18 protein-coding genes and 3 pseudogenes are annotated in these 25009 nt (G+C 59.9%); 14 read left to right on the top strand and 7 right to left on the bottom strand.

Annotated features, from left to right (window positions below):
• Positions 1–36: 36 nt before the first annotated feature.
• Complete coding sequence (locus V5B59_RS07325) at positions 37–513, bottom strand: CBS domain-containing protein (RefSeq protein ID WP_169071241.1); 477 nt, start codon at positions 511–513, stop codon at positions 37–39.
• 374 nt (positions 514–887) lie between these two features.
• On the opposite strand from V5B59_RS07325, the pseudogene carA reads away from it, so the two are divergent.
• The 4 genes and pseudogenes from carA (at position 888) to V5B59_RS07305 (ending at position 6240) form a co-directional block, all read left to right on the top strand.
• Positions 888–2035: pseudogene (gene carA / locus V5B59_RS07320) on the top strand (glutamine-hydrolyzing carbamoyl-phosphate synthase small subunit).
• A pseudogene (carB, locus tag V5B59_RS07315) lies at positions 2019–5229 on the top strand (carbamoyl-phosphate synthase large subunit). Before carA ends, carB begins: the two co-directional pseudogenes overlap by 17 nt.
• A 62-nt stretch (positions 5230–5291) precedes the next feature.
• Entirely contained in the window at positions 5292–5768 is a 477-nt protein-coding gene (greA, locus tag V5B59_RS07310; RefSeq protein WP_034909153.1) for a transcription elongation factor GreA, read from the top strand.
• A 7-nt stretch (positions 5769–5775) separates the two neighbouring features.
• On the top strand, positions 5776–6240 hold the full coding sequence (locus V5B59_RS07305) for a DUF4149 domain-containing protein (protein WP_332351734.1): 465 nt from the start codon (positions 5776–5778) through the stop codon (positions 6238–6240).
• 60 nt (positions 6241–6300) lie between these two features.
• Here V5B59_RS07305 and V5B59_RS07300 read toward each other — a convergent pair whose 3' ends face one another.
• Positions 6301–6660: a YhbY family RNA-binding protein gene (locus V5B59_RS07300; protein ID WP_332351733.1), complete on the bottom strand. Its 360-nt coding sequence runs from the start codon at positions 6658–6660 to the stop codon at positions 6301–6303.
• 45 nt (positions 6661–6705) lie between these two features.
• Here V5B59_RS07300 and V5B59_RS07295 point away from each other — a divergent pair.
• The 9 genes and pseudogenes from V5B59_RS07295 (at position 6706) to V5B59_RS07255 (ending at position 17831) form a co-directional block, all read left to right on the top strand.
• Positions 6706–7326 (top strand): annotated as a pseudogene (locus tag V5B59_RS07295) (RlmE family RNA methyltransferase).
• A 126-nt stretch (positions 7327–7452) separates the two neighbouring features.
• Complete coding sequence (gene ftsH, locus V5B59_RS07290; protein ID WP_169071243.1) at positions 7453–9336, top strand: ATP-dependent zinc metalloprotease FtsH; 1884 nt, start codon at positions 7453–7455, stop codon at positions 9334–9336.
• Between the two features lie 62 nt (positions 9337–9398).
• Entirely contained in the window at positions 9399–10223 is an 825-nt protein-coding gene (gene folP, locus V5B59_RS07285; protein ID WP_034918907.1) for a dihydropteroate synthase, read from the top strand.
• 102 nt (positions 10224–10325) lie between these two features.
• The gene (gene glmM, locus V5B59_RS07280) at positions 10326–11693 is read left to right on the top strand and encodes a phosphoglucosamine mutase (protein WP_034918910.1); all 1368 of its coding nucleotides are present in this window, start codon (positions 10326–10328) and stop codon (positions 11691–11693) included.
• 159 nt (positions 11694–11852) lie between these two features.
• Positions 11853–12065: a 30S ribosomal protein S21 gene (rpsU, locus tag V5B59_RS07275; protein ID WP_034910746.1), complete on the top strand. Its 213-nt coding sequence runs from the start codon at positions 11853–11855 to the stop codon at positions 12063–12065.
• Positions 12066–12154: 89 nt separating this feature from the next.
• A complete protein-coding gene (gene dnaG / locus V5B59_RS07270; RefSeq protein ID WP_169071244.1) occupies positions 12155–13900 on the top strand; it encodes a DNA primase in 1746 nt (581 codons plus the stop codon).
• 52 nt (positions 13901–13952) lie between these two features.
• Positions 13953–15899 (top strand): RNA polymerase sigma factor RpoD, encoded by a 1947-nt coding sequence (gene rpoD / locus V5B59_RS07265; protein WP_211203471.1) that lies wholly within the window; start codon positions 13953–13955, stop codon positions 15897–15899.
• 44 nt (positions 15900–15943) lie between these two features.
• Positions 15944–16519 (top strand): sugar transferase, encoded by a 576-nt coding sequence (locus V5B59_RS07260; RefSeq protein ID WP_034912875.1) that lies wholly within the window; start codon positions 15944–15946, stop codon positions 16517–16519.
• Between the two features lie 82 nt (positions 16520–16601).
• Positions 16602–17831 carry an esterase/lipase family protein gene (locus tag V5B59_RS07255; RefSeq protein WP_169071246.1) on the top strand — a complete coding sequence of 410 codons (1230 nt, stop codon included), beginning with the start codon at positions 16602–16604 and terminating at the stop codon, positions 17829–17831.
• Between the two features lie 147 nt (positions 17832–17978).
• Here the strand turns inward: V5B59_RS07255 and V5B59_RS07250 are convergent, their stop codons facing one another.
• From V5B59_RS07250 to V5B59_RS07235, 4 genes are all read right to left on the bottom strand, one after another.
• Positions 17979–18623 (bottom strand): NAD-dependent epimerase/dehydratase family protein, encoded by a 645-nt coding sequence (locus V5B59_RS07250; RefSeq protein WP_034912879.1) that lies wholly within the window; start codon positions 18621–18623, stop codon positions 17979–17981.
• A gap of 145 nt (positions 18624–18768) precedes the next feature.
• Entirely contained in the window at positions 18769–19533 is a 765-nt protein-coding gene (locus V5B59_RS07245) for a ParA family protein (protein ID WP_034912882.1), read from the bottom strand.
• A 136-nt stretch (positions 19534–19669) separates the two neighbouring features.
• Positions 19670–20380 carry an alpha/beta hydrolase gene (locus V5B59_RS07240; RefSeq protein WP_169071247.1) on the bottom strand — a complete coding sequence of 237 codons (711 nt, stop codon included), beginning with the start codon at positions 20378–20380 and terminating at the stop codon, positions 19670–19672.
• A 212-nt stretch (positions 20381–20592) separates the two neighbouring features.
• Positions 20593–21687, bottom strand: a complete 1095-nt coding sequence (locus V5B59_RS07235; protein ID WP_034912885.1) for an isocitrate/isopropylmalate dehydrogenase family protein — start codon at positions 21685–21687, stop codon at positions 20593–20595.
• Positions 21688–23242: 1555 nt separating this feature from the next.
• Here V5B59_RS07235 and V5B59_RS07230 point away from each other — a divergent pair.
• Positions 23243–23914 carry an IS66 family transposase gene (locus tag V5B59_RS07230; protein WP_248594976.1) on the top strand — a complete coding sequence of 224 codons (672 nt, stop codon included), beginning with the start codon at positions 23243–23245 and terminating at the stop codon, positions 23912–23914.
• Positions 23915–24099: 185 nt separating this feature from the next.
• Here the strand turns inward: V5B59_RS07230 and V5B59_RS07225 are convergent, their stop codons facing one another.
• Positions 24100–24849: a GntR family transcriptional regulator gene (locus V5B59_RS07225; RefSeq protein WP_169071248.1), complete on the bottom strand. Its 750-nt coding sequence runs from the start codon at positions 24847–24849 to the stop codon at positions 24100–24102.
• Between the last annotated feature and the right edge of the window lie 160 nt (positions 24850–25009).

Here is a 25009-nt window from a genome sequence, read left to right as displayed (position 1 = left end):
CGCCCGGCATGGGATCGCGAACGGGTGGTGCGATGCTCAGTGGTCAAGTGAACTCACTACCTGCGAAAAGGTTTGTGCGATTTCCGCCGATTGTGCAAGCCCCATCTCACGTTCGATCTTGGCCAGGGAAAAGATGCCACAGAGGATGTGATGGTCTTCTTCATCGTGGTCTACGACCAGACAGTAAGGCGTCCCCAGCTCCTTCAGGGTTGCCACGACGTTGCCTACCCGGGCCAGGCTCACATCTTTGAGATGCATCACTTCGACATCATCGTGTTGTTTGATCATCACATCGCCGACTACCAGTTCGCTGGGACGAACGCCCATCGTATGGGCTACGGCCAGCGGCCGGTGACCCTTGGTCCCGGCTTCGGTGACGATCCCCTGCAACTGTCTCTGCTCGTCGGCCACCAGCAGGTAGTGCACATGGCACAGCGCCATGATCCGGTTGGCATCGTCAAGCGAGGCATCGCGCGCAATCGTGATCGGCGTCATGCGCTGAAAATCGGTCATCACCCGCAGCGCCGGCGAATGGGCATCAACCGGAGTGCTCGTTGCTGCCCTTCTTGGCAGGTAACAGGGGACGCCTCTCTTGAGCCGGGTCCAGGGCAAAGGCTTGAATCGAGTATCTGGCATTTCCTGATTTCTCCTGATCTGTGGTAGTGCAGGGATTAAAGCACTGTGCCGGGCTTCTGACAAGCGCTGGCTGCACAGGTTTCAGACGCTGGCAGCCTGCGAATTGCCCAATTAAGGGTTCTTTCCGGTATAATCCTGCGGCTTGCAAGGATCCGAGCGGGAGGGCTGTGTGCCCGTCCCGCTTTTGCGTATCTACAGCTCGGACAGGCAGGCAAATTCAACAGCAGCTTCACCAGGAGTCCTTCGTGTCCTTGTTACCCACTCTTCCGCCCGCGATTCTCGCACTGGCCGACGGCACGATTTTCCGTGGCCTGGCGATCGGCGCCGGCGGCAGTACCAGCGGCGAGGTCGTGTTCAATACGGCGATGACCGGCTACCAGGAAATACTGACCGATCCCTCGTACTGTCGCCAGATCGTCACCCTCACCTACCCGCACATCGGCAACGTCGGTTGCAATGCCGAGGACTTCGAATCGCCGGCAATCATGCCGCCGGTCTGGTGATTCGTGACCTGCCGGTTCGCGCCGAGAGCTGGCGGCTGCAGGAGACACTGGCCGGGTATCTGCAGAAACATGGCATCGTGGCGATTGCCGGTATCGATACGCGCAAGCTGACACGCCTGCTGCGGGAAAAGGGCGCGCAGGCGGGCTGCATCATGGCGTTCGAGATCGATGAGCAGCGTGCGCTTGCCGAGGCACGCGCCTTCCCCGGTCTTGCCGGAATGGACCTCGCCAAGGTGGTCAGCGTTGCGGCGTCCTACGAGTGGAACGGCGGGCCATGGCACTTGGGCGGCTATCGTGCTGCGCCGACACCATTGTGCATGTCGTCGCCTACGATTTCGGCGTCAAGCACAACATTCTGCGCATGCTGGCCGCGCGTGGCTGCCGGGTGACGGTGGTGCCGGCAGACGACCGCCGCCGAGGTCTTCAAGCTGCAACCGGACGGGGTATTCCTTTCGAACGGACCTGGCGACCCCGAGCCTTGCGATTACGCGATCACGGCCATCCGCGAAATCCTCGCCAGGCGCGTACCGATTTTCGGGATCTGCCTCGGTCACCAGTTGCTGGCGCTGGCCTCGGGCGCCAGGACGATGAAAATGAAGTTCGGCCATCATGGCGCCAACCACCCGGTCAAGGATCTCCAGACCGGGCAGGTCCTGATCACCAGCCAGAACCATGGCTTTGCGGTGGATGCCGATACCCTGCCGGCGAACCTGCAGGCAACGCACGTGTCGCTGTTTGACGGATCCCTGCAGGGCCTGCCGCGTAACGACCTGCCTGCTTTTTCCTTTCAGGGCCACCCGGAAGCCAGTCCGGGGCCGCACGACATCGCCTACCTGTTCGACCGCTTTGTCCAGATGATGCAAGACGAAAAGGCGACTCATGCCCAAGCGCACTGACATCAAGAGCATTCTGATCATCGGTGCCGGTCCGATCGTCATCGGACAGGCCTGCGAGTTCGATTACTCCGGTGCGCAAGCCTGCAAGGCGCTGCGCGAGGAAGGCTACCGGGTGATCCTGGTGAACTCCAATCCGGCCACGATCATGACCGATCCGGAAATGGCCGACGTCACCTATATCGAGCCGATTACCTGGAAAGTCGTCGAAAAGATCATCGCAAGGAGCGTCCAGACGCGCTGCTGCCGACCATGGGCGGGCAGACGGCGCTGAACTGTGCGCTCGATCTGGCCAGACATGGCGTTCTCGAACGCTTTGGCGTCGAGATGATCGGCGCCACCAGGGAAGCCATCGACAAGGCCGAGGACCGCGAGAAGTTCAAGGCGGCGATGACCCGCATCGGTCTCGGTTCGGCTCGTTCGGCGATGGCGCACTCGCTGGAGGAAGCGCTGCAGGTGCAGGCGATGATCGGCTATCCGGCAATCATCCGGCCATCGTTCACCATGGGCGGTTCGGGTGGCGGCATTGCCTACAACCAGGAAGAGTTCGTCGAAATCTGCAAACGCGGCCTGGAAGCCAGTCCGACCAGCGAGTTGCTGATCGAGGAGTCGCTGATCGGCTGGAAAGAGTTCGAGATGGAGGTGGTGCGCGATCGCAAGGACAACTGCATCATCGTCTGTTCGATCGAGAACCTCGACCCGATGGGGGTGCATACCGGCGACTCGATTACCGTCGCTCCGGCACAGACGCTGACCGACAAGGAATACCAGATCATGCGCGACGCCTCGGTGGCGGTGTTGCGCGAGATCGGCGTCGATACCGGCGGCTCGAACGTCCAGTTCGCCATCTGCCCACAGGACGGGCGGATGATCGTCATCGAGATGAACCCGCGTGTTTCGCGTTCTTCGGCGCTGGCGTCGAAGGCCACCGGCTTCCCGATCGCCAAGGTGGCGGCAAAACTGGCGGTGGGTTATACGCTCGATGAACTGGCCAACGACATCACCGGTGGCAAGACCCCGGCCTCGTTCGAGCCATCGATCGACTATGTGGTCACCAAGGTGCCCCGTTTCGCCTTCGAGAAATTCCCCGAGGCCGATTCGCGGCTGACCACGCAGATGAAATCGGTGGGCGAAGTCATGGCCATCGGGCGAACCTTCCAGGAATCCTTGCAAAAGGCCTTGCGCGGCCTCGAGATCGGCGTCGACGGCTTCGACGAGCGCAGCGTCGACCGCGAGGAAATCGAGATGGCGCTCAGCGAGGCGCGCCCGGAACGTATCTGGTACGTGCCGACGCCTTCCGGATCGGTCTGACCCTGGACGAGATTCATCGGCTGACGGCCATCGATCCGTGGTTCCTGGCGCAGATCGAAGATCTCTACAAGAAGGCCGAACGGATCCGCGGCAGGCCGCTCGCTTCGCTGTCACGCGACGAGTTGTGGTATCTGAAACGTGCCGGTTTTTCGGACAAACGCCTGGCGACCCTGATGCGGACGACGCAGACGGCGGTTCGTCGAGCGCCGCCATGCGAGCTGCAGGTGCGCCCGGTCTACAAACGTGTCGACACCTGCGCAGCCGAATTTTCCACCGATACCGCTTACCTGTACTCGACCTATGAGGAAGAGTGCGAGGCGAATCCCAGCGACCGGAAGAAGATCATGGTCCTCGGTGGCGGCCCGAACCGCATCGGCCAGGGAATCGAGTTCGACTACTGCTGCGTGCATGCTGCGCTCGCGCTGCGTGCCGACGGTTACGAGACGATCATGGTCAACTGCAATCCGGAAACGGTATCCACGGACTATGACACCTCCGATCGCCTCTACTTCGAGCCGCTGACGCTCGAGGACGTGCTGGAAATCGTCGCCGTGGAAAAACCGCTCGGCGTCATCGTCCAGTATGGCGGCAGACACCGCTCAAGCTCGCACGTGACCTCGAAGCCAACGGCGTACCGATCATCGGCACCAGCCCGGACATGATCGACGCTGCCGAGGATCGCGAGCGATTCCAGAAGCTGCTCCAGGATCTGGGCCTCAGACAGCCGTCCAACCGTACCGCCCGCACCGAACCCGAGGCACTGCGCCTGGCAGCCGAAATCGGCTATCCGCTGGTGGTTCGTCCGTCGTACGTGCTCGGCGGCCGGGCAATGGAAATCGTCCATGAAGAGCGCGACCTCGAACGCTACATGCGTGAAGCCGTCAAGGTTTCCAACGATTCGCCGGTGTTGCTCGATCGTTTCCTGAACGATGCCTGCGAGGTGGACGTCGATGCGCTCTGCGATGGCCAGGAGGTGCTCATCGGCGGAGTGATGGAGCATATCGAACAGGCCGGCGTGCATTCCGGTGATTCGGCGTGTTCGCTGCCGCCGTATTCGCTGTCGGTCGAGTTGCAGGACGAACTGCGCCGGCAGACGCGGCTGATGGCCATGGGGCTGAAGGTCTGCGGTCTGATGAACGTCCAGTTCGCGATCCAGAGGGGAGTCGTTTTTGTCCTCGAAGTCAACCCGCGCGCATCGCGTACGGTCCCCTTCGTTTCCAAGGCCACCGGGCTACAGTTGGCAAAGATCGCTGCCCGCTGCATGGTCGGGCAATCGCTCGCCAGCCAGGGGGTCACCAGGAAGTGGTCCCGAATTATTTCTCGGTCAAGGAAGCCGTTTTTCCGTTCGCCAAGTTCCGCGGCGTCGATACCATTCTCGGTCCCGAAATGAAGTCGACCGGCGAGGTGATGGGAGTTGGCTCAGCTTTTCCGAGGCCTTCGTCAAGAGCCAGTTGGCAGCCAGCGTCCGCCTCCCGAGTTCGGGGCAGGTGTTCATCAGCGTCAAGGAATCGGACAAGCCGAAGGCGGTGAATATTGCCCGCGAACTGCAGGCGGCAGGGTTCACGCTGATTGCCACGCGCGGTACGGCGGCGGCCATCGCGGCAGCAGGAATTGCCGTGACGCCAGTGAACAAGGTGACCGAAGGTCGTCCACATGTGGTCGACATGATCAAGAACAACGAGATCGTCCTGATCATCAATACCGTGGACGAAAAGCGCAAGGCCATCAGCGACTCTCGCTCGATCCGCACCTCTGGCCTGGCGGCACGGGTGACGATCTACACGACGATCTGGGGTGCGGAAGCGGCAGCGGACGGGATCAGGAATCGTGGCGAGCTGGTCGTCTATCCGATACAGGATTTGCACGCACAACTGAAACTTAGTTAACCCATGGAATCGTCGAATCCGCCGATCTGGGGGGTGCCGGTTCTTCGTGGGCAGCGAATGAGATGAGCAAAATACCTGTAACCGTCAATGGCGCCGAGAAACTCCGCGCCGAACTGCATAATTTGAAAACCGTCGAACGCCCACGCGCCATCGCAGCGATTGCCGAGGCGCGTTCGCACGGCGATCTCTCGGAGAACGCCGAGTACGATGCCGCCAAGGAACGGCAGGGATTTGTCGAAGGCCGCATCAAGGAAATCGAGAGCAAACTCGCGAATGCCCAGATCATCGACCCGAAGCTGCTCGACGCCGACGGGCGTTGCGTTTTCGGGGCAACGCTCGATCTCGAGGACCAGGAAACCGGCCTCAGCGTCAGCTATCAGATTGTCGGTGAGGACGAGGCCGACATCAAGGCGGGCAAGATTTCGATCAACTCGCCGATCGCGCGTGCGCTGATCGGCAAGTTTGCCGGTGACATCGCCGAGGTTCAGGCCCCCGGTGGTATTCGCGAATACGAAATCATCGAAGTCCGCTACGAGTAGGCGAGCCATGCGACGCCTCGCGGATGCCCTGTACGACGTGGCGCTGACCCTCTGGGTTGGTGGCTTGTGGACGATCGGCTATCTCGTGGCGCCGACCCTGTTCGCCGCGCTGAGTAGCGACCGTCAGACGGCAGGCATGCTTGCCGGCAAGCTCTTCGAGTTGATGGGCTGGGTGGGCCTGGCCTGTGCGAGCTACCTGTTGTTGTTCCTGTTGCTGCGTAGCGGCAGCGCGGTCATGCGGCGCTGGAACTTCTGGTTGCTGCTGTTGATGCTCGTACTCACCGCGGTCAGTCTGTTCGGACTGCAGCCGCTGTTGGCGCAGCTCAAAGCCGACGCCTTGCCGCGCGAAGTGATGGAGAGCGTGTTGCGGAACCGCTTCGCTGCCTGGCATGGCGTTTCGAGCATCCTCTACCTCGTTCAGAGCGTGCTCGGCTTGCTGCTCGTGACCCGTGCCGGGCGCGGCGCCAGATAAGGACGTGCGCTGTCCGAAAGACACCTCCTTCCGGCGACGCTTTCCCCGGTCACAGCGGAATCAGCGCTCCGAACCCCCTGGAAGCTGCGCTTGCTGGGGCGCCGACCAAGGGGTCTGGTGTGCGGCCTCTGCAGCCTGGGCTGGCTTGTCCGCCGGCGGGCGCCAGATCACCAGCAGTTTGCCGATATGCTGGACCGGCGCCGCGTCGAGCTGCTCACAAATTGTCGCGAGAAAGTGCTCACGGACTTCCCGGTCATCGTGATAGACCCGGATCTTGATCAGTTCGTGACTGGCGAGACTGGCGTTGATCTCCTTGACGACCGATTCGGAGAGGCCGTTCTGGCTGATCGAGACCACGGGATGCAGGGAATGCGCGCGGGCACGCAAGGCGCGGCGCTCGTTGGAACTGAGGTTGAGCATGCAGGGTACCTTTTTTGAAGCATCCATTTTAGCGGGTTTTGGCGAATGAATCGAAGTCGATCGAGCAATGCCTGGTTGCGTGAGCATGTCAACGACCCTATGTGCAGCGGGCGCGGGCTGAAGGCTATCGCTCGCGCGCCGCCTACAAGCTGCTTGAGATGGATGACAAGGACCATCTGATCCGCGCTGGCGACGTGGTCGTCGACCTGGGGGCGGCCCCCGGTGGCTGGTCGCAGGTCGCAGCGAAGAGAATGCAGGGCCGGGGCCGCATCATCGCCGTCGATCTGCTGGAGATGGTGCCTTTGCACGGTGTGACCTTCGTCCAGGGAGACTTCTGCGAGCAGGAAGTACTCGATGTCCTCGAAAACCTGCTCGGGGGTGAGAAAGCAGGGCTTGTTCTTTCCGACATGTCGCCCAATATATCCGGCGTCTGCGGCTTGCGACCAGGCCCGTGGCTCGCACCTCGCCGAACTGGCTCTGGAATTCGCCCGCAACTGGCTGAAACCCGAAGGCGCTTTTCTGGTCAAAGTTTTTCAGGGTCAGGGTTTTACCGATTTTCTGCTGGAAATGCGCAAGACTTTCAATGTGGTGTCCGCACGCAAGCCGGACGCCTCGCGTGATCGCAGCCCGGAAGTATATCTGCTGGGCAGGACCTTGAAAGAGTGAGAGTATCTTCGATGTCGCTTTTGCTTCAGCAGGGGCGAATCGGTTTAGAATGTACTAATGTGAACTTGTGAAATGGCAAGGTTTCGCGAGAAATCCCGGATCGGGTAACGTGGAAGAGGTAACGCATTGAATAACATGTTCAAAAATCTGGCAGTCTGGCTGGTGATCGGTCTCGTTCTGATGACGGTGTTCAACCAGTTCAACAATCGCCAGGTAACCCAGTCGTCGATGGAGTACTCACAGTTTATCGAGGAAGTGGGCAAGGGTACGATTGCCAAGGTGGTCATCGAGGGGCGTGTGCTCAAGGCAACGACGACCGACGGCCGCAAACTGACCAGCTACGCGCCACCGGATCTGTGGATGGTTTCCGATCTGCTGAAACACGGAGTCAAGATCGAGGCCAAGCCCGAGGAAGAGCAATCGTTCCTGATGAGCATCTTCGTCAGCTGGTTCCCGATGTTGCTGTTGATCGGCGTATGGATTTTCTTCATGCGCCAGATGCAGGGCGGCGGACGCGGCGGCGCTTTCTCGTTCGGCAAGAGCAAGGCACGGCTGCTCGACGAATCGACCAATACCATCACCTTTGCCGATGTTGCCGGTTGCGACGAGGCCAAGGAGGAAGTTTCGGAACTCGTTGATTTCCTGCGCGATCCGTCAAAATTCCAGAAACTCGGTGGGCGTATCCCGAAGGGCGTGCTACTGGTTGGCAACCCCGGTACCGGCAAGACGCTGCTCGCCAAGGCGATTGCCGGCGAGGCCAAGGTGCCTTTCTTCTCGATCTCGGGTTCCGACTTCGTCGAAATGTTCGTCGGTGTCGGCGCTGCGCGCGTTCGCGACATGTTCGAAAACGCCAAGAAACATGCTCCCTGTATCATTTTCATCGATGAACTGGATGCGGTGGGTCGTCAGCGTGGCGCCGGACTTGGCGGTGGCAATGACGAACGCGAGCAGACGCTCAACCAGATGCTGGTCGAGATGGACGGCTTCGAGGCCAGCGTCGGGGTCATCGTGATCGCCGCCACCAACCGTCCCGACGTGCTCGACCCGGCGCTGATGCGTCCGGGACGTTTCGACCGTCAGGTCGTCGTCCCGCTTCCCGACATCCGTGGGCGCGAACAGATTCTCGTGGTGCATATGCGCAAGGTGCCGCTGTCCCCCGACGTCAAGGCGGACATCATCGCCCGCGGGACCCCCGGATTTTCCGGAGCCGACCTGGCCAACCTGGTCAACGAGGCGGCCCTGTTCGCCGCGCGTGGCAACAAGCGCCTGGTCGACATGGAAGACTTCGAAAAGGCCAAGGACAAGATCATGATGGGCGCCGAGCGTCGCAGCATGGTCATGAACGAGGACGAGAGGCGCAATACGGCATATCACGAATCCGGGCATGCAGTGGTCGCCAAGCTGATGCCGAAATCCGATCCGGTGCATAAGGTGACCATCATCCCGCGCGGTCGTGCGCTCGGCCTGACCATGCAATTGCCGGAGGAGGATCGCTACGCTTACGACCGCGTCTATCTGATGAGCCGGATTGCCGTTCTGTTCGGTGGCCGTATTGCTGAAGAGCTGTTCATGAACCAGATGACCACCGGGGCGTCGAATGACTTCGAAAGGGCAACGCAAATGGCGCGTGACATGGTCACCCGCTACGGCATGTCCGATGCACTCGGTCCGATGGTCTATGGGGAAAACGATGGTGAGGTTTTCCTCGGACGCTCGGTGACCACGCACAAGAACATGTCCGAAGCGACGATGGAGAAGGTCGATGCGGAAATACGCCGGATCATCGACGAGCAGTATGCTTTGGCGCGTCGAATGCTCGAAAATCATCGCGACAAGGTCGAGGCAATGGCAGCAGCGCTGCTTGAACTGGAAACGATAGACGCCGACCAGATCAATGACATCATGGAAGGCAAGCCACCACGCCCACCCAAGCAGCCACAGGCACCGTCGCCGAGCAAGCCGGACCACAACACGCCGGATGCCGCGCCCAGCGCAACCGCGCCGGCCTGAGTGGAGTAGCGCCAGTTGGACCCGCGTCAGCGGGTCCGGTCCAACGCTTGTTCGGCTTTTTTATGCTGCTTCGCTGCGGGGATTTTCAACTCACACTCGCCCGTCCTCTGGTGATGGGCATCGTCAATCTGACCCCGGATTCATTCTCCGGTGACGGTTTGGCGGGCGACGCCGCAAGGGCAATCGTGCGCGCTCACCGACAGATCGAAGAAGGTGCAGATCTGCTCGATATCGGAGCCGAATCGTCGCGCCCAGGTGCCATTCCGACAACCGTTGAAGAGGAACTCAGCCGCCTGCTGCCTGTGCTGGATGCGCTGGACGGATGCGGTGTGCCGATTTCGGTCGATACCTACAAGCCTGAAGTGATGCGTGCAGCGTTACTGCACGGCGCTTCGATGATCAATGACATCTACGCGCTGCGCCGGCCCGGTGCACTTGCTGCGGTGGTCGACAGCAACTGTGCAATCTGCCTGATGCACATGCGCGGCGAGCCATTGACGATGCAGGAGAGTCCCGTCTACACCGATGTCGTCGCCGAGGTCCTGAACTTTCTCCATAGCCGTGTGACGCAGGTCAGAACAGCCGGGATAGCGAGTGATCGTCTGGTGCTTGATCCGGGTTTTGGCTTCGGCAAGACGCTGCAGCACAACCTCGAACTTCTGCGTCGCTTCGCCGAGTTACCGCTTGCCGGACTGCCCGTATTGGCGGGCATATCACGCAAATCGATGCTCGGTGCCATTACCGCGCGGGCGGTCGGAGACCGCTTGGCTGCCAGCGTCGCCGCCGCCTTGCTGGCCGTGCAACGCGGTGCACGCCTGTTGCGTGTTCACGACGTCGCGCAGACACGCGACGCTCTGGCCATCTGGCAAGCCGTGGAAGATCAATAAGCCTGTTTGTGTCTTTCTTGACAGTCGCTTCACCGGCGTTTGCGTAGAATGGAACCCATTCGACAGACGTCGACTCATCTGCGCTCCGAGGGAGAGAAAATCGTGACAAGAAAGTATTTTGGGACGGACGGCGTACGCGGGCGTGTTGGGGAAGTCCCGATCACGCCGGATTTCGTCATGCGCCTGGGGCATGCGACAGGAAGGGTGCTCGCTGCCCGCGACACGGCGCGCAGCCATGTCAAGGCGGGAGAGCGGCCAGCGGTCCTGATCGGAAAGGACACACGTATTTCCGGCTACATGCTGGAAGCCGCGCTGGAAGCCGGGTTTTCTGCCGCCGGTGTCGATGTCTGCCTGGTCGGGCCAATGCCCACGCCAGCCATTGCTTACCTCACCCGCGCCCTGCGCTTGCAGGCGGGAATCGTCATTTCTGCTTCGCACAATCCCTACTATGATAACGGAATCAAGTTCTTTTCGGCAGGGGGCACCAAGTTGCCCGATGAGATGGAGTCCGAGATTGAAGCAGCGCTCGACGAGCCGCTGACTTGTGTGCCTTCGGCCGGTCTTGGCCGTGCACGGCGAATCGATGATGCGGATGGTCGTTATATCGAGTTCTGCAAGAGCACTTTTCCGTTTGAAATGGATCTGCGGGGGCTGAAAATCGTTGTCGACTGCGCAAACGGTGCGGCTTACCACATCGCACCGCATGTCTTCCACGAACTGGGCGCCGAGGTGAGCAGTATCGGCACCGAACCGAACGGCCTCAACATCAACCAGGAGGTCGGTGCCACGGCTCCCGGAGCCCTACGTGACGCTGTCGTGGCACAAGGTGCCGACCTCGGGATTGCGCTGGATGGAGACGCTGACCGGGTCATGATGGTTGACGCTGTCGGCAATATCTACGATGGTGATCAACTCCTGTTTGCGGTAGTGCGGAGCCGGCTGCGCCAGGGCAGTGTGGCAGGTGTCGTGGGCACCTTGATGAGCAATCTCGCCCTTGAGCATGCGCTGGCTGAATTCAATGTACCTTTTGTCCGCGCCAATGTCGGCGACCGATACGTGATGGACATGCTGAGGCAAAAGGGTTGGCTTTATGGTGGGGAAAATTCGGGGCACATTCTCTGCCTCGACCGACACACTACTGGCGATGGCATCGTTTCCGCCCTGCAGGTGCTTTCTGGGCTGCGTGACGCGGGGGGCGATCTGCAACAACTCCTCGGGAACCTGAAGCTCTATCCACAAAAGCTGATCAATGTTGCGCTGAGCAAGGGCTTTCCCTGGAAAGACCACCCCCTGATCGGAGCCGCGCAGCACGAGGTGGAGAGCGAACTCGATGGTTGTGGGCGGGTGCTCCTGCGTGCTTCGGGGACTGAACCGCTGCTGCGCGTGATGGTCGAGGGTCAGGACTTGGCGACAGTCTGTCGAGCGGCCGAGAAGTTGGCAAGCGCTGTGCGTGAAGCCGTTTCTTCTTGATCCGGGCGGGCAGCGGTGCGCGCATGGCTTTGACCGATCACATGCAGCATGTGCATTGATACCGAAATCCTTCAAAAATTTCCCTGGAGTTCCGCGGCAAGTCTGTTTATAATATGCGGCTAAACTATATTTTGATGTTTTTGAACCTGGGAAGAGTCGATGCCTGCTATTCGCGTCAAGGAAAATGAGCCGTTCGAAGTTGCGATCCGCCGTTTCAAACGAACCGTCGAGAAGACCGGTCTGCTGACCGAGTTGAGAGCTCGCGAGTTCTACGAAAAGCCCACTGCCGAGCGCAAGCGCAAGCTGGCCGCAGCGGTCAAACGTCATCACAAGCGGATGCGCAGCCAGACCTTGCCGCCCAAGATGTACTGACACCGGATTGGCGTTGCCTGGATAGCCGCCCGTCTGTAGACGGGCGGCTTTTGTCGCTTCTGAAACTGTAGCTGTTCAAGGGAGCCCCATTGATCCCGGACACTTTCATTCAGGAGTTGCTGTATCGCGTCGACTTGGTCGACCTGATCGACGGCTACGTTCCGCTGAAGAAAACGGGCGCCAACTTTGCCGCGTGTTGCCCGTTCCACAGCGAGAAGTCGCCTTCTTTCACGGTCAGCCCGAGCAAGCAGTTTTACCACTGCTTCGGCTGCAGCGCGCACGGCAATGCAATCAGCTTTCTTATGGAGTACGCCGGCCTGGGCTTCGTTGACGCCATCAAGGAACTCGCTGTTCACGCCGGCATGCCGTTTCCCGAGGATCAGGGACATGCTCCAGCACACGCTCCGAAATCACAAGCGCTTGCCGAAAGCATGGCGCGGGCCGCCAGATATTACTACGAGCAACTCAAGTGTTCCGAAAAGGCAATCCGCTACCTCAAGGAACGGGGGGTCAGCGGAGAAATTGCCCGCAGGTTTGGCCTCGGTTATGCGCCAGAGGGATGGCAGAACCTCGCTGCCGCTTTCGATGATTACAGCAGTCCTGATCTGCAACTATCGGGCCTGGTGATCAGCAATGAGCGAGGGCGTCTCTACGACCGTTTTCGCGAGCGAGTGATGTTTCCGATCATCAACCAGAAGGGCGAGGTGATCGCTTTCGGCGGCCGTGTACTTGGGCAGGGCGAGCCGAAATATCTGAACTCTCCCGAAACGCCTCTGTTCGAAAAAGGCCGCGAGGTATTTGGGCTGCCGCAGGCACGCGCGGCCATACGCGAGCGCGATACGGTGATTGTCGTCGAAGGTTATCTGGATGTCGTGGCTCTCGCGCAGTACGGAAACGGCAATGCGGTTGCCACGCTCGGTACAGCCACCACGAGCATGCAGGTACAGAAACTGCTGCGCCAGGCGGAGCGGATCGTTTTCTGCTTTGATGGCGATGCCGCCGGACGTAAGGCCGCGTGGCGTGCCCTGGAGAACAGTCTTGAGGCGTTGACTGAACAGAAAAGCATTGCCTTTGTCTTTCTCCCGGACGGCGAGGACCCCGATAGTTTTGTTCGCAGACACGGCGGCGAGGCTTTTCGGCAGATGATCGCGCAGGCGACACCGCTCTCCGATTTTCTGCTGAGTGAACTGTCGGCACACTGCGATCTGAGCAGTGCCGAAGGCAATGCGAGGCTGGTCGCCGACGCTAAACCGCTGCTGGGCCGCCTGCAGTCTTCCCTGCTTCGACTGCAACTGGTCAAGCGCCTGGCACAGGTCAGTGGTTTTTCGCAAGCCGAGGTGGAAGGGCTGTGCGAACTGCGACCACTGACGCAGCCAGAGCCGGCGCGCGCGCCACGACAAGCACCTTCGCTGCTACGGCCATTGCTGCGCCTGTTGCTCCAGAAACCGCAACTGGCCTCAGGCTTGCCACTCGACCTGCTTCCCGGCAACTCGACTGAAGCCGGAGCGGTGCGTCTGATATGTGAAACGATTGCTGCTGCCGGCACCCAGTCACTGGCCTACCCAAGCCTGATCGAAAAGCTCAGAGGCAGCGAATGTGAGGGCATCCTGCGTGCAGCCGCGGCTGAACTAATGCAAGAGCCTTTTGCCGAAGACGAGATTGATGCCGAATTTACTGGCGCGGTCCAGCAGCTACTCGAAGGCGCACACAAACGAGTCTTCATGCAGTTGCAGGAGAAGGCTCAGAGGCTTGGGGTGAGCGGACTCTCGAGCGAAGAAAAGCGGCAATATCTAGCGGCGCTCACTGCGCGTGGGCGGCACGGCACCGGAGTATAAGGGATGATACAATCAAGAGTTTTTCCAGTCTAACGCTATTCGGGAAATGGTCATGATAAGGGAAAAGGTAGTAACTACGAAGGCGGCGAAAGCCAAGGCAGCGGCAGACCTTCTGGCGCAAGTCGGGAGCCAACCGGTACCGGTTGACGACGAAACGCGCAAGATGCGTCTCAAGACGCTGATCAAGCTCGGCAAGGAACGAGGCTTTCTTACTTACGCCGAAATCAATGACCATCTGCCTGATGATGTCGTCGATGCCGAGCAGATCGAAAGCATCATCAGCACCTTCAACGACATGGGCATCCAGGTCTATGATGAAGCGCCGGATGCCGAAACGCTGCTGATGTCGGATGCCACCCCGGCGGCCGGTGCAGACGATGCCGATGTGGAAGAGCAGGCGGAACAGGCGCTGTCAACGGTGGACTCCGAGTTCGGCAGGACGACCGACCCGGTACGCATGTACATGCGCGAAATGGGTTCGGTCGAGTTGCTGACCCGTGAAGGCGAAATCGAGATTGCCAAGCGCATCGAAGATGGCCTCAAGCACATGATCCAGGCGATCTCCGCCTGCCCGACAACGATTGCCGAGATCCTCAGTTGCGCCGACAAGATCGCACGCGATGAGATGCGCATCGATGAATTGATCGATGGGCTGATCGACCCCGAAATTGACAACTCACTCGAAGAGTTGGCCGAGGAGGTGGCTGAGGACGATGAGGAAGACGAGGAAGAAGGCGGCGAGGCGGTCGAGGGCGCTGCTGCTGCCGCCTCGTTGCTCAAACTCAAGACGGAAGGGCTTGCACGCCTTGAACTGATCAGATTGCACTACGCACAAGCACATGGCGTTTTGCCCAGGAAAGGTTCCCAGGACAAAACCTACCTCAGGCTCCAGCAGCAGATCTCGGAAGAGATGATGGGCATTCGCTTTACTTCGAAAACGATTGAGCGTCTGTGCGACTCGGTCCGCGCGATGGTCGATGAGGCGCGTGCCTGCGAGCGCAAGATCCAGCGGATCTGTGTCGACACGGTGCGCATGCCGCGGGCGCATTTCATCAAGGTCTTCCCCGGCAACGAACTCAACATCGACTGGGTGGATGCCGAGATCGCTACGGCCGGCAAGACCTATGGCGCGATCCTCTCGCGCAACGCGCCGAACATCAAGGAAGAGCAGAGGAAATTGCTTGCTCTGCAGGACCGTATCGGCATTCCGTTGCGCGAATTGAAGGACATCAACAAGCAGATGTCTACCGGTGAAGCCAAGGCACGCCGCGCCAAACGGGAAATGACCGAAGCCAATCTGCGACTGGTGATCTCGATTGCCAAGAAGTACACCAATCGCGGCCTGCAATTTCTCGATCTCATCCAGGAAGGCAATATCGGTCTGATGAAGGCCGTTGACAAATTCGAATACCGGCGCGGCTACAAGTTTTCGACCTATGCCACCTGGTGGATCCGCCAGGCGATCACTCGCTCGATCGCCGATCAGGCACGCACCATCCGCATCCCAGTGCACATGATCGAGACGATCAACAAAATGAATCGCATTTCCCGGCAAATTTTGCAGGAAACCGGTCTGGAAGCCGATCCGGCAACACTGGCCAAGAAGATGGAGATGCCGGAAGAGAAAATTCGCAAAATCCTGAAGATCAGCAAGGAGCCGATCTCGATGGAAACGCCGATCGGCGACGACGATGACTCGCATCTTGGCGACTTCATCGAGGATCATGCGACGCTCGCACCGACCGAGGCTGCCCTCTACTCGAGCCTGCGCTTCATCACCAAGGACGTGCTGGACACCCTGACTCCGCGCGAAGCGAAGGTATTGCGCATGCGCTTCGGAATCGAAATGAACACCGACCACACCCTTGAGGAAGTCGGAAAACAGTTCGACGTGACCCGTGAGCGAATTCGACAGATCGAAGCCAAGGCGCTCCGGAAGCTTCGCCACCCATCACGCTCAGACAAGTTGCGCAGCTTTCTGGACAACGGCAACAGCTAGCACCTGCAGCTGCGCCGTTTCCCGCAGGGTGCAGATACATGCACATGCCGCTTTTTCCAGTCAAGCGCCTTCTTGACTTGTCACTCGCCTGCCTGGCGGCGGTTTTGCTACTGCTCCCTGCGGGTCTGCTCGCTCTGTTGGTCAAGCTGACGTCGCCCGGACCCGTGCTGTATTGGTCTGATCGCGTCGGACGTCACAACCGGATTTTCAGAATGCCGAAATTCCGCAGCATGCGGGTTGGAACCCCGGTCGTGGCGACCCATCTACTAAGGGATGCGCAGGCTTGCCTGACGCCCGTGGGCTCGTTCCTGCGCAGATCCAGCCTCGATGAACTGCCCCAGTTATGGAGCATTCTGGTCGGCGACATGAGCTTTGTCGGGCCGCGTCCGGCCCTGTATAACCAGCATGACTTGATTGCCCTGCGCAGCGAACTCGGGGTTCATGAGTTGCTACCGGGACTGACCGGTTGGGCACAGGTCAACGGCCGCGATGAACTGCCGATTTCCCAAAAGGTCAAGCTCGATAGCGAGTACCTGCAACGCCAATCCTTGTGGCTGGATATTCGGATACTGTGGCTGACTTTTGCCAAGGTTCTGCGCAGAGAGGGGGTAACTCATTGACGGTCGCTGTTCGGGCACAAGCAGTACGGACGCACTGACCACGGATTCATCTTTCCCAATCACCACCCGCGAAGGATAACCCATGCCGCATGGCAGAAAAGACTTCGGATCAACGCCGCAGAGGACTGGTTACAGTCAGGTCGCCAAAGTTGCGGTTCAGGAAACCACTCTGTGTGTCAAGGAAATGCATGGCGCCATTGCCGACAAATCTTTCAATGTCTTTCGGCGAATTCCGCTGCTTTGCTGGCCGGCTCAGCTCGTGCAAGCCGTTCATGACAGCATTTCAGCAGGCGTCTACGCAACAATTCACCACGGTAGCGGCGGTATTCTCGAGGCTGCGGCAATACTCGAAAGGCAGCACTCTTCCCCTGGCAAGCCACCGGGGCGCTTCGCAAGCGGCCTGCACAGCGCACTCAATGGCGCTTTCGGAGACCATCTTGCTGCCAGTAACAACTTGCTGGCGATTAACATGGCGATTCGGGTACACGGCAACAGCGTGCCGCTGAATACCGATGCGCTGCGCAGCGCTTTTCCCGAAGCGGACAGGCGCCTGTGCGTTTTCGTCCACGGACTGGGTTGTGACGAACATTGTTGGGAATGTACCGATCGTGGCGAACCTGCAGCCGCGTGCGAAAGCCATTTTGGACACCAGCTGCAAGCGGAATTCGCCTGCACACCGCTCTACCTGCGCTACAACACCGGCCTGCCGATTGCCGAAAATTGTGCGCAACTGGCAGTTTTTCTCGAGGATTTGCTGACTGCCTGGCCGCAGCCAGCCAGTGAACTGCTGATCATCGGTCACAGCATGGGCGGACTGATCGCGCGTGGCGCCTGCGATCAGGCGGTGGCGGCGGGAATGCAATGGCCGCAGTCGACACGGATGCTGATCTGCCTCGGATCTCCGCATCTCGGTTCACCACTTGAGCGACTCGGTCAGTTGGCAACCACCGCCTTGAAACTCAGCGCAGTCACCCGTCCCCTCGGGAATATTGCCGCGACGCGCAGCCAAGGCATCAAGGATCTGCGCCGAGGTCCCGGTGCTCCGCAGACGCTACCCGAGCCACACACGATTGCTTTCCGCTTTCTTGGCGCCAGTCTCGCCAAAAATGTCGAGCATCCGCTCAGCGAATTCCTTGGCGATGGGCTGGTGCCTCTGAGTAGCGCGATCACACACGAAATTGAAGGCGACGTCGAAAGCGCCAGGATCGGCAAACTCGGTCACCTGGGATTGCTGAACGACACGCGCGTCTATCGGCAGATCAGGGAATGGCTCGGTGTGCTGTACGAAGCCGAAACGCCGGTAGAACGCTGATGCCGCAATGAGTGCCGCAGTCTCGGGTTGCAGGCAGGACAGGAGGCGGGATCCTGCTTTCCCTTTGCCGGCGTCAAGTTGCATACACCTGAGCTGACCGTACATCGCCGGCATATTGCACGCTGGCCCCGTCGCCGCCCGGTTCGTCTACCCGGCTGCCAGCAGAATTTCTGGTACTCCCCAGATGCGCACACCTGTGGGCGGGTTTTCCACTGCCCGTACCAGCGCTCTCACCATCTGCTCGATGTCGATCAGACCGAAGCGCCTTGCCGCCTCGCGTGTTGGCGGCAGGTGCTCGAACAGGCGGTAGGCTGGGAGAAGCAGCAACGGCCAATGATGGCCGGGTCCCAGCACATACCACGGGCGAAGAAAGCTGGCTGCGATGCCACTGGCGCGGATCAATCTTTCGCCCTCGGCACGCGCGGCAATGTAGGCCTGCATCACCGGTGCCGGTTGGGCAACGCTGAGGTAGAGCAGGTGATTGATTCCGGCCTCCATCGCTGCGGTCAGCGCCGCGCCTGCGGAGGCGAGATCGACGCTCCGGAAATCCGCAGCCTTTCTCGGCCCTGGGTGGGCAACCCCAACCAGATGGACCAGGACGTCGGCCCCCTCGATCTGTTGCACGTAGCTTGCGGCATTGAGCGCATCGCCGACGACGATGCGGCAGCCGGGTGCTAGCCGGTTTGCCGACTCCTGCCGCGTCAACGCCGTAACCCGATGGCCGCGTGCGAGCAATTCCGGAATCAGGTGGCTGCCAATGTAGCCTGTGCCGCCGGTCACGAATACGTGCATCTTGCCCTTCCCGGATGAATTGTTGAGTGGGTCGATGCATCTGCATACGAGCAGAATGCTTTTCTGGATGCACAACTGCAAGCAGATGCGGCCGGGAATGCGTCGGAGCAGCGTCAACGGTCATGGCGTCACGGCTTTCACGTACCTACCGAAGGAGCCGGTCGTAGAGAGCCGTGAACTCGCAGGTCAGCTTGTGCCGAGGGTCGAGGTGGATCATCGGTAGCGCCTGATGGTGTGACTCACGAATCTTGATCGACGCCGACAGGAAGGCATCCAGGATCGGCAGTCCTTCGGCGCGCAGTTCATCGACCAGACGCAAGGGCAGCTTGGCACGTGCCTGGTACTGGTTGACCACAATGCCTTCCAGCCGCAGGCCACGGTTATGGTCGGTCTGGATTTCGCGCACGCTGTCCAACAGCGAGTACAGGGCGCGACGCGAGAAATCATCGCAATCGAACGGGATCAGGCAGGTGTCGGCGGCGATCAGCGCCGAGCGGGAGAAGAAGTTCAGGGCCGGCGGGGTATCGATGAAAATTTCGTCATACCCCTGCAGCTTCTCCAGCGCCTCCCGCAGCTTGTACATCTTGTAGCGTGACTCGAGCTTGAACTGCACTTCCTCCAGCTTGGCGTCAGAAGGCAGCACGGCAAGATCGGGAAACTGTGTGGGGACAACGTAGGCATCGAGTGTCTCGGGAAACAGCTTGTAGCCAAGAATGTCCTCGAAGAAATTGGCGAGGGTCTTGGTCTGTTCGTCGAGTGCCTTGCCGAGCAGATAGCGGGAAGCATTGGCTTGTGGATCTAGATCGACCACCAGCGTTCGCTTGCCCTGCGCAGCGGCAATGGCCGCCAGGTTGCAGGCGATCGTCGACTTGCCAACGCCTCCCTTCTGATTGAAAACGACTCGGCGCATGACATTTCCCCATGAATGGTAAGGATTTCATGAAGTGTAGCCAAATCCGCGGGGCGAGTCGAGGAGCACGCATGCCCGAGAAGGCATCATCAACTCGATCTAGGTTGTTGCGCTACGCCCAGTAAGGACAGGATGCTCAGCAGACGTCTGCCAGTACTTTGCTCAGCCAGGCCTCGATGTCATGCAGTTCTTCGAGGCACACCGTATGCTCGGCAGCGTAGCCGTGCCACTGTACCGGATAGTCCGCTGCCTTCAGCAACTTGGCTGAACGCTTTCCCAGGTCGTAGGGAATGACCGGATCGGCACGCCCATGCGCCATGAAGATCGGCACATCGCGGTTGGCCGGCTGCGCTTCTGCAGCCAGGGTATCGGCCAGCGGCAGATAGCACGACAGCGCCAGGATCCCCGCCAGGCGCCGTGGATGGCGCAGGCCGGTGTGCAAGGCAATCACTCCGCCCTGTGAGAAACCGGCAAGCACGATTCGCGCATCCGCTATCCCGCGTGCATTTTCCCGATCGAGCAGGTCCTCGATCTGTCGTGCCGATGTACGCACACCCTCTGCCTCTTCTCGTCCCGGCGCAAAATCGAGCGTGACGATATCATACCAGGCGCGCATCACGTAGCCACCATTGATGGTCACTGCGCGCATGGGCGCATGCGGAAAGATAAAACGGAGCGCTGGCAAGCGGTCAAAGTCGAACTCATCGACAATCGGCTCGAAGTCATGCCCGTCGGCCCCGAGGCCGTGCAGCCAGATGATCGCGCACCTTGGGGATTCCCCGGTTTGCCGCTCGACGGTGGGCAGCAACTGGCGATCAGCGGTGGCAGGGGTCGGCTTGGCAGTCATTGAAGGGATCCTTGTTCTTGTCGGTAGTCGCCATTGTAGCAGTCGCACCGCATGCATCGATTAATGTGAAAATCGCATCCGCGACTCACGAATCCTGCCTTGAGCCTGGTCGAAGGGCTCCCTCTCCACTTGCGGGTGAGGGGGCGGGGGAGTGGGAAACGGTCATGCCTTTCATGATCGGGGGTGCCTGCAATAGCCATGACCGTTAGTGGTCAGACCTTGCGGATCTGGGTCATGATTGCTTTGGTAATTGCTGCCGTTCCGTCCTGTCCTCCGAATTCGATCGGGCAGATCATGGTCAGTGCTTTTTCAACCGCACGCTCCAGGATGCGTGCGCCATGCGCCAGTCGGGGTTCGCCATGCTGGTCGGCCAGCCAGTCCAGCATCAGCGCCACCGAAAGGATCTGGGCTATCGGGTTGGCAATCCCCTGACCGGCCATGTACGGGGCACTGCCGTGCGCAGGCTGAAAAACGGCGTGCTTGTCCCCGATGTCGGCCGATGGTGCCAGACCGAGGCTGCCAACGACGCCAGCCGCGAGGTCGGAAAGGATGCCGCCGAAAGCGTTCTCGGTTACCAGGACATCGAATTCCCAAGGCGCCTTGACCAGGTTCATGGCCGTTGCATCCACATACGCATACTCGGCCTTGACCTCAGGATGATTGGCTGCCACCTCGGCGAAGATCTTGCGGAAAAAGGCCATCGAAGAGAGCACATTGGCCTTGTCGACACAGGTGACCTTGCCCGAACGCCGCCGGCTCTTGGAGCGTCGTGCGGCGATACGGAAGGCAAACTCGGAGATCCGGCGGCTGCCGTTGCGCGAGATCTTCATCGTCTCCCAGGCGATCCGGTCTTCCTCCAGCGTCCCTCGCCCGCGCGAGTAGAGGAGCCCTTCGGTCTGCTCGCGCACGAGAACGAGATCGATCAGCGCTGCTCGCTTGTCGGTAAGCACTCGCGGCAAGCCGGGATAGCTGCGGATCGGGCGCAGACCGGCGTACAAATCCATTTCAACCCGCAGATCAAACTGAGTGGAGATTTCCGTTCCATCGGGATAACGAACATCCGGCAGGCCAATGGCGCCGAATAGCACGGCATCGGCTTTCTTGCACACGGCCATGCTCTCGTCGGAGAAAGCGTTGCCGGTTTTCTGGTAAAGAGTGGCGCCACCTTCGAGGTGACGAAAATCGAAACCGATGCCACCCAGGCGCTCTTGCAGGATGTCGAGAACCTGCAGGCTGGCAGCCACGATTTCAGGGCCAATACCGTCGCCGGGAATGACAGCGATATGAAAGCGAGAATCTCTTTTCATGGTTTCCGTTATCCTGAAAGTGCAATGCTGCTGAGGTGAACGACCCTTGCGGGCCAGTACGATATGGGCAAGTGAATTGTCAGGCAAGTGCTTTCACAATTCCCGTGCATGGCGCTGCTCGCCCATGCCAGACAGCGGTGCTGCAGCAAGGGTACCAGATCCGTCAGCCGCAGGTCATGCCCGCCGTCCATGCTGGCCACATCCGTGCACACTTAATGAAAACGCGCCGCGCGGTCAAGGGCTTTTTGCCGCATGTCCCGGTTTTCGTGCAGCCGGGCGCAAGCATCAATCCTCACAACTTAGCACTTTGTCATAATAGTTTATAGGCATGGAGAGATGAGGCTTGGGCTGAGGTTTTCGAGGCCGGGACCGATCGGGGACGAATTTTTGAAGGTTCGCGGCGAGTTCCTGCATCAGGGATTGGAGACTGCGCGTGGTGGCCGTTCCGAGAAGCAGCCAGCGACCGATCTGGCGCTTGATCTTGTCGATCGCCTGGGTGCGGTTGATCTTGTAGGACGATCCGGGGTCGAGATGGGTGTCGGTGGCGAAGTAAGCGGCCGGGGTAACCGTTCACACCCCCGCAAAAATTCACGCGCAGCGGCAAGTTCTATGTCATAATTGGCGTAACGTAACGACGACACGACGCGATGCACCTGCGCAAGCACGACCTTCTGCAAATGAACGACGAGTGGCTGAAGAAGCTGCCGGCGGAGCGATTGCTGGAGGTGTCGAAGCGTTTGCTGGACGACGTCAAAGAGTGACATGATCGGCTGAACCAAAACCCGGACAACAGCTCGCGCCCGCCCACGAGCCAGGCCCCTTGGGAGAGAGCCAGCGACGCGGAGGTGGGCCAGGATTCGCCAAGCGAGACCAACCCGGTAGAAGCGGATGAAGGGGAGACGGAAACCGGGGAGGTAAGGGAAGAGACGGCCCAATCGGAAGAGAAGTCCCCCTCAGCGCCGAAGGCGGCAAAGAAGAAGGCCGGCAAGCCGCTCGGCAGTCAGGGCTTTGGCCGTACCCAGAAACTGACGGTCACCGCCACTTGCGAGCACCGACCGGAGAACTGTGCGGCGTGTGGGCTAGCGCTGGCGGCGGACGCCAAGTCAGAGGCTTACACGGGCTGGGACGAAATCGACATTGCCCCGCCGGCAGAAGGCAGGATAGGGCTGCTGTTCAGTGTCACGCGTCATCTCCTGCTCGAAGTGGAGTGTACCTGTGGTCATGTCAGCCGTGCGCAGCCTTGGCGGGCGCCGCCGGACAGCCAGTGGGAGAAGGTCGAGCTGGGCGAGTGGCGCTTGGTGGGCCCCCAGTTGGCCGGAGTCCTCGTCTTCCTCGGGCTGCGCATGCGCCTGTCGCGGGCGCGTATTCGCGAGGGGCTGATGGAATTATTCGGCCTGATGCTGAGCACCGGCGTGATCGACGAGACGATCCGGGAAGCGGGGCGCGCCAGTTTCCCGCTGGAGGATAGGTTGGTAGCGGACCTCGTGCCGGCGCCGCAACTGAATGGGATGAAACCTCATGGAAGGAATCCGGCCTGCTGCTGTGGCTGTGGGCTTTGGTCACGACCCACACGGTGCGGTTCCTCATTGGCCCGCGCACCGCGGAAATTCTGGAGAACGCCTTGCAAGACGGCTATCACGGCATGCTCATCAGCGATGGCTACGTGGTCTACCGCGCCTGGAAAAACCGCCTGCGCTGTTGGCCGCATCTGATGCGCAAATTGCGAGGCCTGGCCGAATCGACCGATAGACGGGTGGCCGGGGTCGGCAAGGAAATGGAAGGCCTCATGCAAACGCTGATGGACGCCATCTACGCGGCGAGGATCGATCCGCCGCCGGAAGGGCTGCCTGTGCGCTACGCGGTCGACATCGCGCGGCTCCGGCACCTATGCGAGGCGCATTGGATGGATGCCCACCCGGCGCTACGCAGCGTCGTGCGCGAATTTCTCTACGACTGGGAGGTGATCCTGCGCCCGGTCGCCGAGCCCCCTCTGCCGCTTTCCAACAACGCTGCCGAACAGGCGCTGCGCCACTGGGTGATTGCACGCCACATCAGCCACGGTACCCGCTCCGAAGCGGGGTCTCGCGCCTTCGCGCTCCTGGCCAGCGTCATCGAAACCTGCCGCCGTCGTGGGGCATCCTCCTGGCGCTACCTCGGCACCGTCATCGCAGCCGCGCGCAAGGGCTTGCCGCTCCCGCCGCTCCCAGCCATCCCGGCAGCAGCATAAGCGGTCGTGAAGAAGTCTTCCGACATTTCAACAGCTAATCCATGAGGAAATGCCGTCTCGGAATGTCGGAGAACTTATCCAAGACCGCTTAGGGGGAGTGAACGATTACGCATAGGGGGAGTGAACGGTTACAAACGCTCTGCAGTTTTGGGGTAACTGCAGTCCGACGCATCTAAGCGGCTTAATCATCGACCCGAGTTTTTCTTAAGCATCCGAGGTGGAGGTCTGTCTTGAATTCGGTATTGCCAATGCAAGTACGTGCCTTGCAGAAACTCCAAAGTAAAGGGAGTCCTGGTCGCGGGATCGAGCGCGAAAAGTTGTTGCTCGGCGACGAGAACCGGCGTATACGATGGTTCGTTTTGGAGAGCGAGATCGTGCAATTCGAGGCGATTGGGGAAGCGCGCTGTGAGGATTGTGTCTCGCGAAGTCAAGGTATACCCATATGACTCATAGACAGTGATTAGCGACTCCTTCGCGAAGTCATGGTCGGCCAAGAAGGTCGGACTGAATCGTTTTGGGTCTAAGTAAACGCGGTGGAGGGCTCGAGGCTTCCCCCCCAGATAGCGTATCCGTGGGATTACTATGAAAGGCTCTGGCTCCATTAAGCCCAGAGCGGTATAAGCTCGCGTTTCCATTTGCGTTAAGGGATTATCCGCAAATGGCAAACGCATTACCATTTCTCTCGCGATGACCTCCGTTCTTACCTCTTCTCCGAGAAGATGGGCTGATCGTGTGAAGCTGAACTCTTCAGCCTCATGGTGGATGAGCGCGGACAACACCATGGCAGAGCCGTCCCCTTGAAGCTTGATCCAGCCGCTCTGCGCTGCGGCCTCTAGCCCTTCAGTGATGGCCTCCTTGCTGCATCCCCACATCTTGCCAAGTTCTGCCGTGCTCGGAAGGGAGGCACCTTCGCCCAGGCCTTTCTCGCTGATCAAGTGCTGAATTCGTGCCTGTATTGAATGCTGATCGTTTGTCATAAACATCCCAGTCCCTGGTGTTTGGATAGTTTTGTGGCCGGATTTCTTGGCCAACTCCTTGATGGAATACCTCTTCCCCGCGGCTTGCAGCCTTCACCCTCGAGCAGCGCTATGGCTG

Origin of the sequence: Candidatus Accumulibacter contiguus (assembly GCF_036625285.1) — a bacterium.
GTDB lineage: Bacteria > Pseudomonadota > Gammaproteobacteria > Burkholderiales > Rhodocyclaceae > Accumulibacter > Accumulibacter contiguus.
Note: the sequence above shows the minus strand (reverse complement) of the source record. Positions and strands in the feature narration are given on the sequence as shown.

Coding starts and splice junctions, on each gene's coding strand:
- V5B59_RS07325 (WP_169071241.1), bottom strand. CDS start 513: ATGACCGATTTTCAGCGCATGACGCCGATCACGATTGCGCGCGATGCC.
- greA (WP_034909153.1), top strand. CDS start 5,292: ATGAGCAAAATACCTGTAACCGTCAATGGCGCCGAGAAACTCCGCGCC.
- V5B59_RS07305 (WP_332351734.1), top strand. CDS start 5,776: ATGCGACGCCTCGCGGATGCCCTGTACGACGTGGCGCTGACCCTCTGG.
- V5B59_RS07300 (WP_332351733.1), bottom strand. CDS start 6,660: ATGCTCAACCTCAGTTCCAACGAGCGCCGCGCCTTGCGTGCCCGCGCG.
- folP (WP_034918907.1), top strand. CDS start 9,399: ATGCTGCTTCGCTGCGGGGATTTTCAACTCACACTCGCCCGTCCTCTG.
- rpsU (WP_034910746.1), top strand. CDS start 11,853: ATGCCTGCTATTCGCGTCAAGGAAAATGAGCCGTTCGAAGTTGCGATC.
- rpoD (WP_211203471.1), top strand. CDS start 13,953: ATGATAAGGGAAAAGGTAGTAACTACGAAGGCGGCGAAAGCCAAGGCA.
- V5B59_RS07260 (WP_034912875.1), top strand. CDS start 15,944: ATGCCGCTTTTTCCAGTCAAGCGCCTTCTTGACTTGTCACTCGCCTGC.
- V5B59_RS07255 (WP_169071246.1), top strand. CDS start 16,602: ATGCCGCATGGCAGAAAAGACTTCGGATCAACGCCGCAGAGGACTGGT.
- V5B59_RS07250 (WP_034912879.1), bottom strand. CDS start 18,623: ATGCACGTATTCGTGACCGGCGGCACAGGCTACATTGGCAGCCACCTG.
- V5B59_RS07245 (WP_034912882.1), bottom strand. CDS start 19,533: ATGCGCCGAGTCGTTTTCAATCAGAAGGGAGGCGTTGGCAAGTCGACG.
- V5B59_RS07240 (WP_169071247.1), bottom strand. CDS start 20,380: ATGACTGCCAAGCCGACCCCTGCCACCGCTGATCGCCAGTTGCTGCCC.
- V5B59_RS07235 (WP_034912885.1), bottom strand. CDS start 21,687: ATGAAAAGAGATTCTCGCTTTCATATCGCTGTCATTCCCGGCGACGGT.